This window comes from Gottfriedia endophytica (genome assembly GCF_017814275.1).
In the GTDB taxonomy this organism is placed as follows: Bacteria; Bacillota; Bacilli; order Bacillales; family Bacillaceae_G; genus Gottfriedia; species Gottfriedia endophytica.
Genome location: NZ_JAGIYQ010000002.1, coordinates 133,128 through 149,010, shown reverse-complemented (window position 1 = coordinate 149,010; position 15,883 = coordinate 133,128). Strand labels below are relative to the sequence as shown.

Annotated in this window: 15 protein-coding genes; all 15 read left to right on the top strand. The window is 33.6% G+C overall.

The features are described from left to right. Positions 1-475: 475 nt before the first annotated feature. Positions 476-1,786: a ribosome biogenesis GTPase Der gene (der, locus tag J5Y03_RS03365; protein ID WP_209402526.1), complete on the top strand. Its 1,311-nt coding sequence runs from the start codon at positions 476-478 to the stop codon at positions 1,784-1,786. A 49-nt stretch (positions 1,787-1,835) separates the two neighbouring features. Further along, positions 1,836-2,873 carry an NAD(P)H-dependent glycerol-3-phosphate dehydrogenase gene (locus J5Y03_RS03360; protein WP_209402524.1) on the top strand — a complete coding sequence of 346 codons (1,038 nt, stop codon included), beginning with the start codon at positions 1,836-1,838 and terminating at the stop codon, positions 2,871-2,873. A gap of 75 nt (positions 2,874-2,948) precedes the next feature. After that, on the top strand, positions 2,949-3,212 hold the full coding sequence (locus J5Y03_RS03355) for a stage VI sporulation protein F (RefSeq protein ID WP_209402522.1): 264 nt from the start codon (positions 2,949-2,951) through the stop codon (positions 3,210-3,212). 365 nt (positions 3,213-3,577) lie between these two features. Then, the gene (locus tag J5Y03_RS03350; RefSeq protein WP_209402519.1) at positions 3,578-3,775 is read left to right on the top strand and encodes a DUF2768 family protein; all 198 of its coding nucleotides are present in this window, start codon (positions 3,578-3,580) and stop codon (positions 3,773-3,775) included. A 31-nt stretch (positions 3,776-3,806) separates the two neighbouring features. Next, complete coding sequence (locus J5Y03_RS03345; protein WP_209402517.1) at positions 3,807-4,529, top strand: hypothetical protein; 723 nt, start codon at positions 3,807-3,809, stop codon at positions 4,527-4,529. 388 nt (positions 4,530-4,917) lie between these two features. Then, a complete protein-coding gene (gene spoIVA, locus J5Y03_RS03340) occupies positions 4,918-6,396 on the top strand; it encodes a stage IV sporulation protein A (RefSeq protein WP_209402515.1) in 1,479 nt (492 codons plus the stop codon). 249 nt (positions 6,397-6,645) lie between these two features. Continuing rightward, complete coding sequence (locus J5Y03_RS03335) at positions 6,646-6,918, top strand: HU family DNA-binding protein (protein WP_209402513.1); 273 nt, start codon at positions 6,646-6,648, stop codon at positions 6,916-6,918. A gap of 118 nt (positions 6,919-7,036) precedes the next feature. After that, positions 7,037-7,606, top strand: coding sequence for a GTP cyclohydrolase I FolE (gene folE, locus J5Y03_RS03330; RefSeq protein WP_209402511.1), 570 nt, complete (start codon positions 7,037-7,039; stop codon positions 7,604-7,606). Positions 7,607-7,974: 368 nt separating this feature from the next. Continuing rightward, positions 7,975-8,673: a heptaprenyl diphosphate synthase component 1 gene (locus tag J5Y03_RS03325; RefSeq protein WP_209402509.1), complete on the top strand. Its 699-nt coding sequence runs from the start codon at positions 7,975-7,977 to the stop codon at positions 8,671-8,673. Between the two features lie 36 nt (positions 8,674-8,709). After that, complete coding sequence (locus J5Y03_RS03320; protein WP_209402507.1) at positions 8,710-9,414, top strand: demethylmenaquinone methyltransferase; 705 nt, start codon at positions 8,710-8,712, stop codon at positions 9,412-9,414. 63 nt (positions 9,415-9,477) lie between these two features. Beyond that, entirely contained in the window at positions 9,478-10,440 is a 963-nt protein-coding gene (hepT, locus tag J5Y03_RS03315; RefSeq protein WP_209402505.1) for a heptaprenyl diphosphate synthase component II, read from the top strand. Between the two features lie 472 nt (positions 10,441-10,912). Then, on the top strand, positions 10,913-12,217 hold the full coding sequence (locus J5Y03_RS03310; RefSeq protein WP_209403122.1) for a serine hydrolase domain-containing protein: 1,305 nt from the start codon (positions 10,913-10,915) through the stop codon (positions 12,215-12,217). Between the two features lie 250 nt (positions 12,218-12,467). Then, complete coding sequence (gene ndk / locus J5Y03_RS03305) at positions 12,468-12,914, top strand: nucleoside-diphosphate kinase (RefSeq protein ID WP_209402503.1); 447 nt, start codon at positions 12,468-12,470, stop codon at positions 12,912-12,914. A gap of 138 nt (positions 12,915-13,052) precedes the next feature. After that, a complete protein-coding gene (locus tag J5Y03_RS03300) occupies positions 13,053-13,826 on the top strand; it encodes a CheR family methyltransferase (protein WP_209402501.1) in 774 nt (257 codons plus the stop codon). Positions 13,827-14,632: 806 nt separating this feature from the next. After that, a complete protein-coding gene (gene aroB / locus J5Y03_RS03295; protein WP_245208719.1) occupies positions 14,633-15,739 on the top strand; it encodes a 3-dehydroquinate synthase in 1,107 nt (368 codons plus the stop codon). Positions 15,740-15,883: the final 144 nt, after the last annotated feature.

Sequence of the window (15,883 nt, the reverse complement as noted above, 5' to 3'; positions counted from 1 at the left end):
AGATTGTTGTTTTAAAAAAAGATTGTATTAAAGCAAACTGATGATAATGAAGTTGATTGGAGCGGAAGGTGCGAGACTCCTGTGGGAGCAGCGGGACAGGTGAGACCCCGCAGGAGCGATAGCGACGAGGAGGCTCACCGCACGCCCCACGGAAAGCGAGCAACCTGGAGCGGAAATCAACTTATCACCTTCTTAAATAACAACAAGGTTTACGAAACAGCCAGTAAGACCATAGATTGTGCTAATAACATATAAACAACTTAAATGAAAAATAGTTTGTAAAATGACGAATGACAGTCGATTGATTGATGCATTCACCATATTATACGACGTGATAATAATAATGTATCAAAGCCTAACAACTATATTTATTAGCATGTTCATAAAAATTCAGCACAAATCAAAATAATTAACATGCAAGGCTCTTTTTGTAAAGGACATTTGTAAATACATAATGTAAGAAAGGATGAAATATATGTCAAAACCAACAGTAGCGATTGTTGGACGTCCAAACGTTGGAAAGTCAACAATCTTTAACAGAATAGTAGGAGAAAGAATTTCAATTGTAGAAGATATTCCAGGAGTTACGAGAGACAGAATTTATAGCTCGGGAGAATGGTTAAATCAAGAATTCAGTATCATCGACACAGGAGGAATTGATCTTGGTGATGAACCGTTTTTAGAACAAATTCGTCAACAAGCTGAAATTGCAATTGATGAAGCAGATGTGATTATTTTTCTTGCCAACGGTCGTGAAGGTGTAACTGCAGCGGATGAAGAAGTTGCAAAAATACTTTATAAAACAAAGAAACCTGTGGTTATGGCAGTAAATAAAGTAGATAATCCAGAAATGCGCAGTGATATTTATGACTTTTATGCATTAGGTTTTGGAGAAGTATTCCCTATTTCTGGTTCACATGGACTAGGACTTGGTGATTTGTTAGACGAAGTATTAAAACATTTCCCAGAAAAAACTACTGAAGAATATGATGAAAATACAATTAAGTTTAGTTTGATCGGTAGACCAAATGTTGGTAAATCTTCTCTTGTAAATGCTTTATTAGGACAAGAACGTGTTATCGTAAGTAATGTTGCAGGTACTACTCGTGATGCTGTTGATACTCCATTAACAAGAGATGGACAAGATTATGTCATTATTGATACAGCAGGTATGCGTAAAAAAGGAAAAGTATATGAGAGTACCGAAAAATATAGTGTATTACGTGCATTACGTGCAATTGAACGCTCAGATGTTGTTTTAGTTGTTTTAGATGGTGAAGAAGGAATTATTGAACAAGATAAAAAAATCGCTGGATATGCTCATGAAGCTGGTCGTGCGATTGTAATTGTTGTGAATAAATGGGATGCAGTTGAAAAAGATGAAAAGACGATGAACGAATTTGAAGAAAAAATCCGTGCCCATTTCCAATTTTTAGATTATGCTCCTATTGTTTTCTTATCTGCTAAAACAAAGAAAAGAACACATACATTACTACCGGTTATTAATAAAGCACGTGAAAGTCATAACTTACGTGTACCTACAAATGTATTGAATGAAGTGATTATGGATGCAATAGCAATGAATCCAACACCAACACATAATGGACAACGATTAAGAGTATATTATGCGACACAAGTAGGTGTTAAGCCTCCAACATTTGTTGTGTTTGTAAATGATCCTGAATTACTTCATTTTAGTTATGAAAGATTTTTAGAAAACCGTATAAGAGATGCGTTTGATTTCGCGGGCTCTCCTATTAAAATTATTGGTAGAGCAAGATCATAATAAAGAGCATAAATGTTATATGTAATACCATATGAAAGGGAGTGCCATGATGGATAAAATTGCCGTACTCGGTGCAGGAAGCTGGGGAACAGCTCTAGCGATGGTGTTAGCTGATAATGGTCATGCAGTTACATTATGGGGTAAGAGAACAGAACAGATTAACGAAATTAATGAATATCATACGAACAAAAGGTTTTTACCTGAAATAGGGCTCCCAACTACTATAAAAGCTACAACTAATCTTGAAGATGCATTAGATGGTGCAAATTCAATTCTATTAGTCGTACCAACAAAAGCAATTAGAGAGGTCTGTCAAAAGCTAAATACAATTTTAAATAGACCAGTAACAATTATTCATGCGAGTAAAGGGATCGAACCGAATACTTCAAAGCGAATATCAGAATTAATTGAAGAAGAAATTTCAGAAGCAAATAGAGATGCAATTGTTGTTCTTTCTGGTCCAAGTCATGCAGAAGAGGTTGCACTAAGACATCCTACAACAGTAACAGTAGCTTCAAAAAATATGGAAGAAGCTCGTAAAGTACAAGATTTATTTAATAACCAATATTTCAGAGTTTACACGAATGAAGATATAGTAGGCGTAGAAATTGGTGGAGCATTAAAAAATATCATTGCATTAGCTGCTGGTATCACTGATGGTTTAGGCTATGGGGATAATGCAAAGGCTGCATTAATAACTCGAGGATTGGCTGAGATTATTCGATTAGGTAAGGCGATAGGAGCGAATACGCAAACATTTGCTGGATTAACTGGAATGGGAGATTTAATTGTTACTTGTACAAGTGTTCATTCTAGAAACTGGCGAGCTGGTAATCTTTTAGGGCAAGGCAAATCATTAGATGAAGTTCTAGAAAATATGGGAATGGTTGTTGAAGGCGTTCGTACAACACAGGCGGCATATCATATGGCAAATGAAATTGGTGTTGAAATGCCGATTGTAAACGAACTTTATGCAGTATTATTTGAGGGGAAAGATCCTAAAAATGCTGTTGATTCGTTAATGTCTCGCGGTAAACGTCATGAAACAGAAAGTGTTACTAATTTTATTAGTGATTTAGCTGAGTAAATTTTTCTAGGTTATTTCACCATTTTTTTCTTTCTGCATAGCATATGTTGTAGAACAGAGAAGGAGGAAAAAACGGTGAATGATAACCAAAAAGGTTTTTTTGATAATATTGAGAAACAAACGAAAGTAAGTAAAACTGATATTTTAAAAATAGCTGATTCTGTTAAGGATGCTAATTTTAAAGATGATGCAACGGTACGTAAATTAGTCCGTCAAATTGCTCAAATGACTGGACGTCAAGTACCAAAGGAAAAAGAAGATAAAATTGTTCAAGCAATCATCACAAATAATATGCCACTTGATTTTCAGTCACTTACAAATATGTTTAAGCTTAAATAAATGGGCTAATACTTCTATATTCTAGGAGCGCATACAATAGTTACATTGCATAAAATGTATATGACTATTTGCCATGTTGTATGGAATGGTGGGTATTAGTCAAAAAATGAAGCAAAAGCCCCGAATTGCTTCAGTAATTTAATAAAACCTCAAATCGAACCTTTTTTATGTGTTCGGGCGAGTGTAAAAAAGAAGTGACAAGTTTCACTTCTTTTTTGCATTTCTGACTATTCAAGTAGAAATCAAAAGGTAAAAATAGTGTTCATTTTCAGAAAAGAAGGAATTAATTTTATACTTCCTTCTTTTCATTTCGATTAATAGTTTGTTAATATAGTATAGTAATTGTTATGAATGGGGGATTTGGGATGTCTGCGGGAAGAATTACCGAATTATTATCTTTTGCAGGAATTGGTTTAATGTTATTGTCTATATTTTTTATTTATTTAAGTCGGAATATTATTAAGGTTAAAATTATTAGTAGTATTGTAGCCTTTATAGCGTATATTTCTTTAATCGTTTCTGGTTTTATTATTTTTATTGTCGTAGTTAGCTGGCCAAGTTAAAAGATGTTTTGGTGGATGGAGAGAATGAAAGATGAAAAAAGTTAGTTTATTTATTTTACTAATGGTTTGTATGTTTACATTATCGGGTTGTTTGTACCCTGAAAATCGCCTAGCTCAAAATCAAGTGCCGTATCCTGATCAACTAGCTTCTGTACAGTCTGCGGTAAATCAATATAAAAAAGATACGAACGGATTACTTCCAATTAAAACTCGGGATGAAAAAACACCGATGTATCAACGTTATCCAGTTGATTTTACAAAATTAACACCTAAATATATGAGTGATGCTCCTGGAAACGCATATGAAAGTGGTGGGCCGTTTCAATATGTCATTATGGATGCTGAAACAAATCCAACGATAAAATTGATTGATTTACATACAACGGATAAATTACGTGATGTGAAACTACAAATTGATATGTACAAAGATAATAATACTTATCCTGCTATTAAAAAAGTAATTACCGATGGAGTTTACATGTTAAATTATAAAAAAATGGGCTTTAAAGAAGAACCTTATGTAATCAGTCCATATTCTCATAAAAATTTACCGATTGTAATGGGAGCAGATGGACAACTCTATATTGATTATTCGGTTGATTTATACGAACAATTAAAAAAATCTAAAAAACAATATAAAGAGGGTGATGATATAAGAGATTTACTCTATACGAATTCCCCTTTTGTGCCGGCATATTCTCTTCCATATACGGTAAAAAATGGAGAGCCAGTCTTTAAAACAAACAATCATTAAATACCGTTTTTTTTAACTGCTACACATAATCCTTCAGTAGAAGAATACATTCTATTGAAGGATTTTTTTTTAGGCTCTGTTATATATTAATGTTGTTTTTAGAACATTTAAATTGAAGAGAATCTATGGAATTCTTGCAGAAAAGCGGAATGCCGATATCCGTCAGGGAGGAATGAGCAAAGAGGCATGGCTGTTCGCCTCCGGAAAGGGAACGGATTCTCTTGAATATCAACAATATAGATTAACAGAACCTTTTAGTAAAAAAATGCATTTAAAATTAAAAAATCTTGTCATAACAGACTAGGACAACATCATAGACTAATATTGTCATAGACAAATTACTTCAAGTAAATAATTCCCATGTATTGATGAATCGGGAGGGGAACACATGGAAAAAATAGATATTTTTAAAGACATTGCAGAACGAACAGGAGGCGATATCTACTTAGGAGTTGTTGGTGCTGTTCGTACTGGTAAATCTACATTTATTAAACGCTTCATGGAGGCAGTCGTTATCCCAAATATTAAAAGTGAGGCAGATAGAGCGAGGGCTCATGACGAATTACCACAAAGCGCAGCTGGTAAAACAATTATGACAACAGAGCCTAAGTTTGTTCCGAATCAAGGGGTAAAAATACATGTAGCCGATGGGTTAGATGTAAACATTCGTTTAGTAGATTGTGTAGGGTATAGTGTACCAGGTGCAAAAGGATATGAAGATGAGAATGGTCCTAGAATGATTAGTACACCTTGGTATGAAGAACCTATTCCTTTTAATGAGGCTGCTGAAATTGGTACACGTAAGGTTATTCAGGAACACTCGACAATTGGTGTAGTTGTAACGACAGATGGTACAATTGGTGAAATTGCACGTTTTGATTATATTGACGCAGAAGAGCGGGTTGTAAATGAGTTAAAAGAGGTTGGTAAGCCGTTTATAATGGTTGTTAACTCATCTCAGCCTTATCATCCAAGTACAGAAGCTTTAAGACAAGAGCTAACCCAAAAATACGATATCCCGGTCATTGCATTAAGTGTAGAAGCAATGAGAGAGGGAGATGTTTTAAATGTACTTAGAGAAGCACTTTATGAGTTTCCAGTTTTAGAAGTAAACGTTAATTTACCAAGCTGGGTATTAGTATTAAAAGAAAATCATTGGTTACGCCAAAGTTATCAAGAAGCAATACAAGAAACTGTAAAGGATATTAAAAGATTACGGGATGTCGATTTTGTAGTAGGGCAGTTCAGTGAATATGACTTTATCCAAAATGCACAATTAGCGGGAATTGATATGGGGCAAGGTGTAGCAGAAATTGATTTATCAGCACCAGATGAACTATACGATCAAGTTTTAAAAGAAGTAGTTGGTGTTGAAATTAGAGGAAAAGATCATCTTCTTGAATTAATGCAAGACTTTGCACATGCAAAACAAGAGTATGATCAAGTTGCAGATGCATTAAAAATGGTTAAACAAACAGGTTATGGAATTGCAGCTCCTTCGTTATTAGATATGAGTTTAGATGAACCAGAAATAATCCGTCATGGATCAAGATTTGGTGTGAAATTAAAAGCCGTTGCACCATCAATCCATATGATTAAAGTCGATGTAGAATCTACATTTGAGCCAATTATTGGTACTGAAAAACAGAGTGAAGAATTAGTAAAATATTTGATGCAAGATTTTGAAGACAATCCATTATCAATTTGGAATTCCGATATATTTGGACGTTCATTAAGTTCAATTGTTCGTGAAGGAATTCAGGCTAAATTGTCATTAATGCCAGAAAATGCAAGATATAAACTCAAAGAAACATTAGAACGAATTATCAATGAAGGTAGCGGTGGATTAATTGCTATTATCTTATAGGGGAATTTTCAGGTCTCTATGAAATTCATAGAGGCTTTTTCTTCTGAGTAGATTGAATTTTAAAAAAGTTAATATGATTTTAACGTACTATTAAACATTTTCTTCCAAAATATATTGAAATATGTATTAGAATCGTATAATATAAGGCATGACAGTGAAATTACTTGTATTTTGTAGTATAAAATGTAGAAATTTTGTATACAAATGGAATAAGAAATTTTATCACTTCTTTGGGAGGAGGTGAAAGATATGAACAAAACAGATTTAATCAATGCAGTTGCTGAAGCAGGAGAGTTAAACAAAAAGCAAGCTACTCAAGCTGTTGACGCTGTATTCGAATCAATTCTTGGTGCGTTACAAAACGGGGATAAAGTACAATTAATCGGCTTTGGTAATTTCGAAGTACGTGAGCGTGCAGCTCGTAAAGGACGTAATCCACAAACAGGTGAAGAAATCGAAATCGCTGCTAGCAAGGTTCCAGCTTTCAAACCTGGTAAAGCGCTTAAGGATGCTGTAAAATAATTACATAGTTTAAGCGAAAAAGAAGGATGCTGTCACAGCGTCCTTCTTTTTTGCTTAAAAAATTTAAGATGTGTTAAAATAAGTAAAAGATTTAGCAATTACAGATGGGGGATTTAGCATGAAGGAAGTTAATTTAGAAAAAATTGAACAAGCAGTTCGACAAATATTAGAAGCAATTGGTGATGATCCATCTCGTGAAGGTATTCTTGATACACCAAAACGAGTTGCAAAAATGTACGCTGAAGTATTCTCTGGTATGAGACAAGACGAGAGAGAACATTTACATAAAGTTTTTGGTGAAGATCACGAAGAGCTTGTATTAGTAAAAGATATTCCATTCCATTCAATGTGTGAACATCACTTATTACCTTTTTATGGAGTAGCCCATGTAGCATATTACCCTAGAAATGGTAAGGTAACAGGATTAAGTAAGCTAGCTCGTACTGTTGAAACAGTAGCGCGTCGTCCTCAGCTTCAAGAACGTATTACAACATCGATTGTTGATGCAATTATGGAAGTTTTAGAACCTCATGGAGCAATGGTTGTTGTAGAAGCCGAGCATATGTGTATGTCAATGCGAGGTGTAAGAAAACCAGGCTCTAAAACAGTTACAACTGCTGTACGTGGATCTTTAAAAGAGGACAAACAAGCAAGAAATGAAATTCTATCAATGATCAATTCAAAATAAGTTGGTTTACTATTCGGTTAGATTGTTTACTTATTTTTTATATAAGGCAATTTTTAAAAGGTTGTTGTTTTTCAATAGATTTTGTTAAAACAAACTGATGTTAATAAAGTTGATTGGAATGGAAGGTGCGAGACTCCTGTGGGAACAGCGGGACAGGTGAGACCCCGAAAGCGTGATAGCGCCGAGGAGGCTCACCGCGCGCCCCACGGAAAGCGCATCCTGGCAACTTATCACCTTCTTAAATAGCAACTTTAATAAAACAGATTATTAATTTTTAAAAATCAATCTTTTTTAACTACTGATCCTATCTAACCAATAAAGATATGATATAATACGGTTTAGAAATGTCTTTAGAATGGATGAAAGAAATGAACTCTGTAAATATACATATTCAGGCAGTACGTAATGAGGTAGAGAATAAAATTAAACATTCCTATCTCGCAAAAAATTTAGAAGCGCCGTTCATTGACGAACAAAAGCTTTTATTATTAGTAGATTTCTTGGGGTTTTTAAATTTTAATAGTAGTCAAATTGTTCACTACGGAAGCGCAGTTACAATTATTCAATTAGCATTAGATACGCATGAAAAGGTATCTTACTACGAAGCATCTTCATCTACTCGTGAAAAAAAACAGTTAACCGTTTTAGAAGGTGATTTATATAGTGGGCTATATTATGAGGCACTATCGTATTCAAGTGAGATTAATCTGATAAAAACATTATCAAAAGCGATTCGTATCATGAATGAAGAGAAAATTAATTTTCAGATTGGCGATTTTAAAAGTGTAGATCAGCTTAATAATTGTGTGATGAAAATTGAATCTGTCATACTTTCTCAATTTTGTAACTATTTTAACGAACCAAAATGGGCAAACTATTATCAGTTAAAACTTTTAGAGAATAGATTACAAAAGGAATTAGTTCATTTACAATCTGGAAAAAACACGCACTATATACATTGTTTATCCAAATTAACTTTAAATGAATTAAATAGTAATCTTTTGCAAAAAGTTTTAGAAAATGAAATAACAAAAACAAGAAAATTATTGGATGAAGTAACAATTTAAGAACGATTTATTGTTTTATTAAAGGCGGGAACAGTATTGACACAATCAAAAGAAGAACGCGTACATGATGTTTTTGAAAAGATTTATAATAAATATGATAAAATGAATGGAATTATTAGCTTTCAGCGACATATTGCTTGGAGAAAGCAAACAATGAAGGAAATGAACGTTCAAAAAGGAATGAAAGCGCTAGATGTTTGTTGCGGGACAGGCGATTGGACGATTGCATTAGCGGAAGCGGTTGGAAGTGAAGGGAAAGTAGTTGGACTAGATTTTAGTAAAAATATGTTATCAGTCGGCGAAGAAAAAGTGAATCAGCTTGGGTTAAACCATGTTACATTAATCCATGGTAACGCGATGGAATTACCGTTTGAAGATAATGAATTTGATGTTATTACAATTGGTTTTGGATTGAGAAATGTTCCAGATTATATTCAAGTTTTGAAAGAAATGACTAGAGTTGTAAAACCAGGCGGAAAAGTAGTTTGTTTAGAAACATCACAACCAACTATGATTGGATTTAAACAAGGCTATAAATTATATTTTAAATTTATTATGCCGATCTTTGGCAAAATGTTCGCGAAAAGTTATAAAGAATATTCATGGCTGCAAGAAAGTGCTAGTACTTTTCCGGGTATGAATGAATTAGCTAAAATGTTTAGTGAAGTGGGATTAACAAATATTAAGGTGAAGCCATTCACATTTGGTGTTGCCGCGATGCATCTAGGGGTTAAACCCTAAAATTATTAGATAGTTCGATATAAAGAATTTATAAGTTGGAATGATATATAATAGGTGAACGGAATGAAAGTTAAATGGAAATACTCCTACTTAAAGAAAGATATGGATGCGATTGAGCATACATTAAGACAATTAGTAACCACAGAGCAGCCTATCTTACACGCAGCTTCACTGAAGCTTTTAGAGGCTGGTGGAAAGCGATTTAGACCAGTATTTGTCATACTAGGTGCTAAATTTGGAAAGTATCAATTGCAATCAATTAAAAATGTAGCAGCAACATTAGAATTAATCCATATGGCATCTTTAGTTCATGATGATGTAATTGATGAAGCGAAATTAAGACGTGGTAAAGAAACAATCAATGAAGAACATGGTAATAAGATTGCAATGTATGCAGGCGATTTTTTATTTGCAAGAGCGCTAGAAAGCATGTCTGAAATTGAAGAGTCAAAAGCACATCAAAGGTTAGCTGATACAATTTTAGAAGTATGTCTTGGGGAAATTGAACAAATAAAAGATAAATACAATTTTAAACAAAATTTACGATGTTATCTAAGACGAATTAAAAGGAAAACTGCACTACTAATTTCAGCTAGTTGTGAAATCGGAGCAATTGCCTCTGGAGCTGAATTAAAATTTCAAACTGTTTTAAAAAAATATGGATATTATTTAGGGATGTCATACCAAATTATGGATGATATTTTAGATTTTACATCTTCCGATAAGGAATTAGGAAAACCTGCAGGTAGTGACCTATTACAAGGGAATATAACGTTACCAGTTTTATTCGCAATGGAAAACCCTACTTTACACGAGAAAATCATCAAAGTGAATGAAAATACATCTGTTGAATACATGAAAAGTTTAATTGAAGACATTAAAAAGAGCGGCTCAATTGACCGAGCGCGAGATATCAGTGATCGATATTTAGACAAAGCACTTTCTAGCATTAAAGATTTACCAAAAGGTGAAGCAAAGTCAATGCTAATTACCATTGCAAAAAATATCGGAAAAAGAAAAAGCTAACTGTACTTTAAAATTGAAGTACAGTTTTTTAACGAAAAGCGGAGACAACCCGTTTATCTCCGACAGACGTTGGAGCACCAACCAAATGAAGTGTGGTTTTCACTTCAATTGGTTGGTGTGAAACGGCCGAGGAGATGGTTGTCGGAGCTAGACAGTTAGAAAAGTGTAGCAGACTTGTTTAGCTCTGATAGGGATTGGAGCAAAACCAAAGAGCAGTGCGGTTTTCACATCACTTTGGTTTTGTGAAACGGCCGAGGGGATGGTTGCTGAAACTAGACAGAACGAAAAGCGGAGACAACCCGGTTATCTCCGAAAGGCGTTTGTGTGAGCGATTAGTATGGTATAGGGAGCTAGTGGGGGTGTTAATCGAAGAAGGATTAACGCTTTTTTTGTTGAAGTTATATTAAGTAAACGGTTAGGATAGCTTAATAAGGGGTAACAAATAGAAAGGATATGATGGTATGTATATAGAATTAACAAGGAGGTATATAAGAACTTGAAAAAATCTCCTCTTTTATTACTCATACTTACATTATTGTTTCTCGTAACAGGGCTTGGATTTGCATTTTTTAAACAAATCAAAGTCACTCCTTCTAAAGAGAACGTGACAAAAGAGAATTGGTTACAATCTCCCTACTTACGTTGGTCATATTCACATATGAAAGAACTAGCGTTAACAAGCGAAGTGAAAAACAATCCTATGCAAGTAGCAACATTCCCTACTGCATTACAAAACTTAGATAATTTTTCTGTTAATAAAGAAAATGGAGGAAATACTCCTTTAAAGAAACTATTAGATGAGAATAAAACAGATGCATTTGTTGTTATACATAACGGAAAACTTGTTTACGAGCATTATTTCAATGGCTTTAAACAAAATGAGCAGCACGGAATGGCCTCTTTAACAAAAGTTTTTACTGGTGCACTTGTACAAACATTAGCCGAAGAAGGACTTATCAATGTGAATAAGACTGCTGAAACATATGTCAAAGAATTACGAAACACTCCATTTGGAAAAGCAACAATTCAACAATTAATGGACATGCAGGTTTCTGCTGAATACCCTACACATGGATATATGCAGAAAGGATTGGAAAATCAAGATGCTCAATTATATTTAGCCAGCAATATTCTTCCTCGTGGTAAAAACTATGATGGTCCAATGAAAATTTATGATATGCTACAAGAGGCAAAAGAAACAGCATCACCTGGAACTGAGTTTTCTTATAATAACGGTTCATCTGAAACACTCGGGTGGATTATACGGACAGTCACTGGAAAATCGTTAACCGAAAATGTAAGTGAGAGAATTTGGTCCAAAATAGGTATGGAAGAAAATGGGTATTATGTTACAGATGAATCAGGAGTTGAACAAGCAAGTGCTGGTTTAAATGCGACTGCAAGAGATATTGCCAGATTTGGTCAATTGATTTTAAATAACGGTCGCTACAATGGAGTGCAAATTCTACCTTCCTCTATTTCAAAGAATGTAAAAAGCGTACAAGAAGGAGAATTGGCAATCAGACAAGGCGCATCCATGTCTTATCATAATCAATGGTGGATCCCTCATAACGAAGAAGGCGCCTTTGAAGTGTTAGGAAGTTATGGCCAATACCTCTATATAGACCCAAAAGCAAATATGGTGATTGTACATTTTTCCTCAAATGCTGAGCCGAGCAGTGAGGTTAAAGCAACTTATTCAAACATGTATGTGCAAATCGCGAAATATTTAGAAAAAGGGGCTGTCCCAAAAGGTAGACTTCAAGCACAAAATTAATAAAACAAAACGCAAAAATGTTGATTTAACAGCATTCTTGCGTTTTTACTTTAAGTGTTATTTGATCATATATCTTGTACTCTTACTTTCCTTAATAATCCCATCAACTTACCGTTTGCATAGATCGAAAAGTAAGCGATACCAATTTACTGATAGTAAGAATCTTATAAACTATTGATAAATTCGTTGAATAATGTTACTATTCAACTGTACTTTGTATACATACTTATTTCAAAGGGGTAGAACAGAAATGGAAAGAACATACTTAATGGTTAAGCCTGATGGCGTACAACGTAATTTAATTGGGGAAATTGTTTCACGTTTTGAGAAAAAAGGCTTTCAATTAGTTGGAGCTAAATTAATGCAAGTTAGTAAAGAAACTGCTGAATTACATTACGGAGAGCATAAAGAGCGTCCTTTCTTTGGAGAGTTAGTAGATTTCATTACATCAAGCCCTGTTTTTGCAATGGTTTGGGAAGGTGAAAATGTAATCGCTACAGCTCGTCAAATGATGGGTGCTACTAATCCAAAAGATTCTGCACCTGGTACAATCCGTGGAGAATTTGCTGCAACTGTTGGTAAAAATATCATTCATGGTTCTGATTCACCTGAAAGTGCAGAGCGTGAAATCGGTATTTTCTTTAAAGAAAATGAGCTAGTAGAATACTCAAAATTAATTAAAGAGTGGGTTTATTAATCCTTAGATGATCATAAAAGAACCAGCAGAAAATGCTGGTTTTTTTGAGTAGATTTATATTTATTATCAAACATTAACGGGCAGTTAATCCCCTTGATAGAAGTTTCACTTTATATACATATCGAATGGAGTTTAGTTATGGATGGATATATTGAATTTATTCAACAAATGAAAAAAAAATCTGGGATTGATCTTTCCAAATATAAAGAATCACAAATGAAAAGAAGATTAAAATCCATGTATGAAAAAAAAGGATTTAATTCTTTTTCTGAATTTTTTAAAGGGATTGATCAAGATAAACAGTTATATTACGAATTTCTAGATCGTATGACGATAAACGTATCTGAGTTTTTTCGTAATACAAATCGATGGGATGTATTAGAAAAAGAAATACTACCAAAATTAATTAAAAACTCATCTAAATTAAAAATATGGAGCGCTGCTTGTTCAACAGGAGAAGAACCATATACATTAGCAATGATGCTATTAAAACACTTAACTCCCTCAAAATTTGAAATCATTGCAACTGATTTAGATGAAAATGTTTTAGCAAAAGCTAAAATTGGTGTATATCATGAGAAATCAATTACTGGTATTCCTAAGGATTTATTAACGAAGTATTTTGTTAAAGAAGGAGAAAATTATTGTGTATCGGATCAACTAAAAAAAGTAATTACATTTAAAAAACACAATCTATTATTAGATCCATATGAGAGTCAAGTAGATTTAATTGTTTGTAGAAATGTATTAATCTATTTTACAGAGGATGCAAAAGATAAAATATACACTCAGTTTTCGGGTTCTTTAAAAAATAATGGAGTTCTATTCGTAGGAAGTACAGAGCAAATATTCCAACCGAATAGATATAATTTTAATTCAGAAGAAACATTCTTCTATATAAAAAATGCTTAAAAGACCTAACATTATAAGGTCTTTTTTTTTGTCAAAATTTATAGGTTAGTGTTTTAATTAAACATAGAAGAAAAGGCTCCGTAGAAGGTTATCTTTTAATAAGTCTATTTTCGTATACATTGTTCCTTTTTTTAGTATGTGTTAGTTGATTTCCACTCCAGGATGCTCGCTTTCCTTGGGGCGTGAGCTGAGCCTCCTCGTCGCTATCGCTCCTGCGGGGTCTCAGCCTTCCCGCATCTCCCACAGGAGTCGAGCACCCTTCCGTTCCAATCAACTTCTGTCTTTTTATAAAACCTAAAAACAAAAATCTTTAAAAAAGAGCCTATATAAAAATGTCATAAGTTGATTTCCGTTTCACTCAACTTCCAATCAACAATTTGCTTTAACAAAATCTTATTAAAGACAATAACCTTATAATAAATAGCTTTTTAAGATATGTTTAACTTGGTAACTAACACAGTTCTATGACGTACTTTTTTAATAAAGTAAAAGATTATGGTATAGTAGTAAAAAATATCCTATTTATTACAGGATTAGCTTGTGAGAATATGAAATAAAATAATAAAGGCTCATATCTAAAAGATTGTTGTTTTTGAGATTATTAATTTTAAAGACGAAAGTTTATTACAATGGAAGGTGCGAGACTCCTGTGGGAATAGCGGGAAGGCTGAGACCCCGCAGGCTTGCCGAGGAGGCTCAGCTCACGCCCCACGGAAAGGGAGCAACCTGGAATTGTAATAAACTAACGCATTTTAAAATAGCAACAATGTATACGAAAACAGCCAAAATAAAAAAGAGGGAAATGCATGGAACAGATTTGTGAATTACAAATAAATACAAAATCAAAAAGTTATTTCATTACAATTGGTTATGATATTCTCCATACACTTCCTCAAATAATAAATAGCCTTTCACCTAAAATTACGAAAATATTAATAATAACGGATACGAATGTTGCCGTTAATTATTTAGATGAAGTGAAGTCAAAATTAACTGATCAATTTGATGTGCTTGATTTCGTTATTCCAAGTGGAGAACAAAGTAAGAGTATGATGATGTTTGAAAAATGCTCATCATTTGCTTTATCTTCACAGTTGGATCGTAATAGCTTAATTATCGCATTGGGCGGGGGAGTCGTAGGAGATTTAGCAGGTTTTGTAGCAGCGACTTATATGAGGGGTATTCGTTTTATTCAAGTACCAACGACCTTATTAGCTCATGATAGTGCAGTAGGTGGGAAAGTAGCGATTAATCTTCCATTAGGAAAGAATGTAGTAGGCGCTTTCTATCAACCAGAGCATGTACTTTATCATTTAAATTTTTTAGAAACACTACCTTTATCTGAAATGCGTTCTGGATTTGCAGAAATTAGTAAGGAAGCTATGTTATCTTCAAAAGAAGAAGTAAATTGGTTAATGGAGCATGTAAAACAAATTACAGATCTAGAACGGAATATTCTAAAGCAAATTCTCAAAATGGGAGTGCAAATAAAAAATAACATAGTTTCAACAGATGAAAAGGAAAAAGGGATTCGTGCATTTTTAAATTTAGGACATACATTAGGACATGCATTAGAGGCACATTTAGGGTATTCTGTCATATCTCATGGTGATGGAGTTGCATTTGGAACTTTGTTTGCTTTATATGTTAGTGAAAACTTATTTGGTGTAGATTTGCATTTTGATGAAATAAGAAAATGGTACAACCAACTAGGATTCCCATTATTTACAAATATTGATAGTGCAGAAGTAATCAAGTTAATGAAGCATGATAAAAAAAATATAGGCAATTCAATCCGCTTTATTCTTCTTAAGAAATTTGGTCAAGCTGAACTACATGAAATTAAACAAGAAAAGATACATACTTTACTAAACAATTTTTTAGACCTTTTCCGAAACGAAAAAGAATTGTAAATTACTTAAGGATATTTTCTAAAAGATTGTTGTTTTTACAAAGGTAAATATTAATAAAAAAGTTGATTGAAGCCAGCGTCCTGGAGCGGAAATCAACTATCTCACTCTTAAATAGCAACAAAGTTTACGAAAACAGCCTTACTT

What these genes read in the sequence shown, in the direction of transcription:
- hepT (WP_209402505.1), top strand. Translation starts at nt 9,478, where the DNA reads ATGAAAGTTAAATGGAAATACTCCTACTTAAAGAAAGATATGGATGCG.
- J5Y03_RS03350 (WP_209402519.1), top strand. Translation starts at nt 3,578, where the DNA reads ATGTCTGCGGGAAGAATTACCGAATTATTATCTTTTGCAGGAATTGGT.
- J5Y03_RS03360 (WP_209402524.1), top strand. Translation starts at nt 1,836, where the DNA reads ATGGATAAAATTGCCGTACTCGGTGCAGGAAGCTGGGGAACAGCTCTA.
- aroB (WP_245208719.1), top strand. Translation starts at nt 14,633, where the DNA reads ATGGAACAGATTTGTGAATTACAAATAAATACAAAATCAAAAAGTTAT.
- J5Y03_RS03325 (WP_209402509.1), top strand. Translation starts at nt 7,975, where the DNA reads ATGAACTCTGTAAATATACATATTCAGGCAGTACGTAATGAGGTAGAG.
- J5Y03_RS03345 (WP_209402517.1), top strand. Translation starts at nt 3,807, where the DNA reads ATGAAAAAAGTTAGTTTATTTATTTTACTAATGGTTTGTATGTTTACA.
- folE (WP_209402511.1), top strand. Translation starts at nt 7,037, where the DNA reads ATGAAGGAAGTTAATTTAGAAAAAATTGAACAAGCAGTTCGACAAATA.
- spoIVA (WP_209402515.1), top strand. Translation starts at nt 4,918, where the DNA reads ATGGAAAAAATAGATATTTTTAAAGACATTGCAGAACGAACAGGAGGC.
- J5Y03_RS03335 (WP_209402513.1), top strand. Translation starts at nt 6,646, where the DNA reads ATGAACAAAACAGATTTAATCAATGCAGTTGCTGAAGCAGGAGAGTTA.
- J5Y03_RS03300 (WP_209402501.1), top strand. Translation starts at nt 13,053, where the DNA reads ATGGATGGATATATTGAATTTATTCAACAAATGAAAAAAAAATCTGGG.
- der (WP_209402526.1), top strand. Translation starts at nt 476, where the DNA reads ATGTCAAAACCAACAGTAGCGATTGTTGGACGTCCAAACGTTGGAAAG.
- ndk (WP_209402503.1), top strand. Translation starts at nt 12,468, where the DNA reads ATGGAAAGAACATACTTAATGGTTAAGCCTGATGGCGTACAACGTAAT.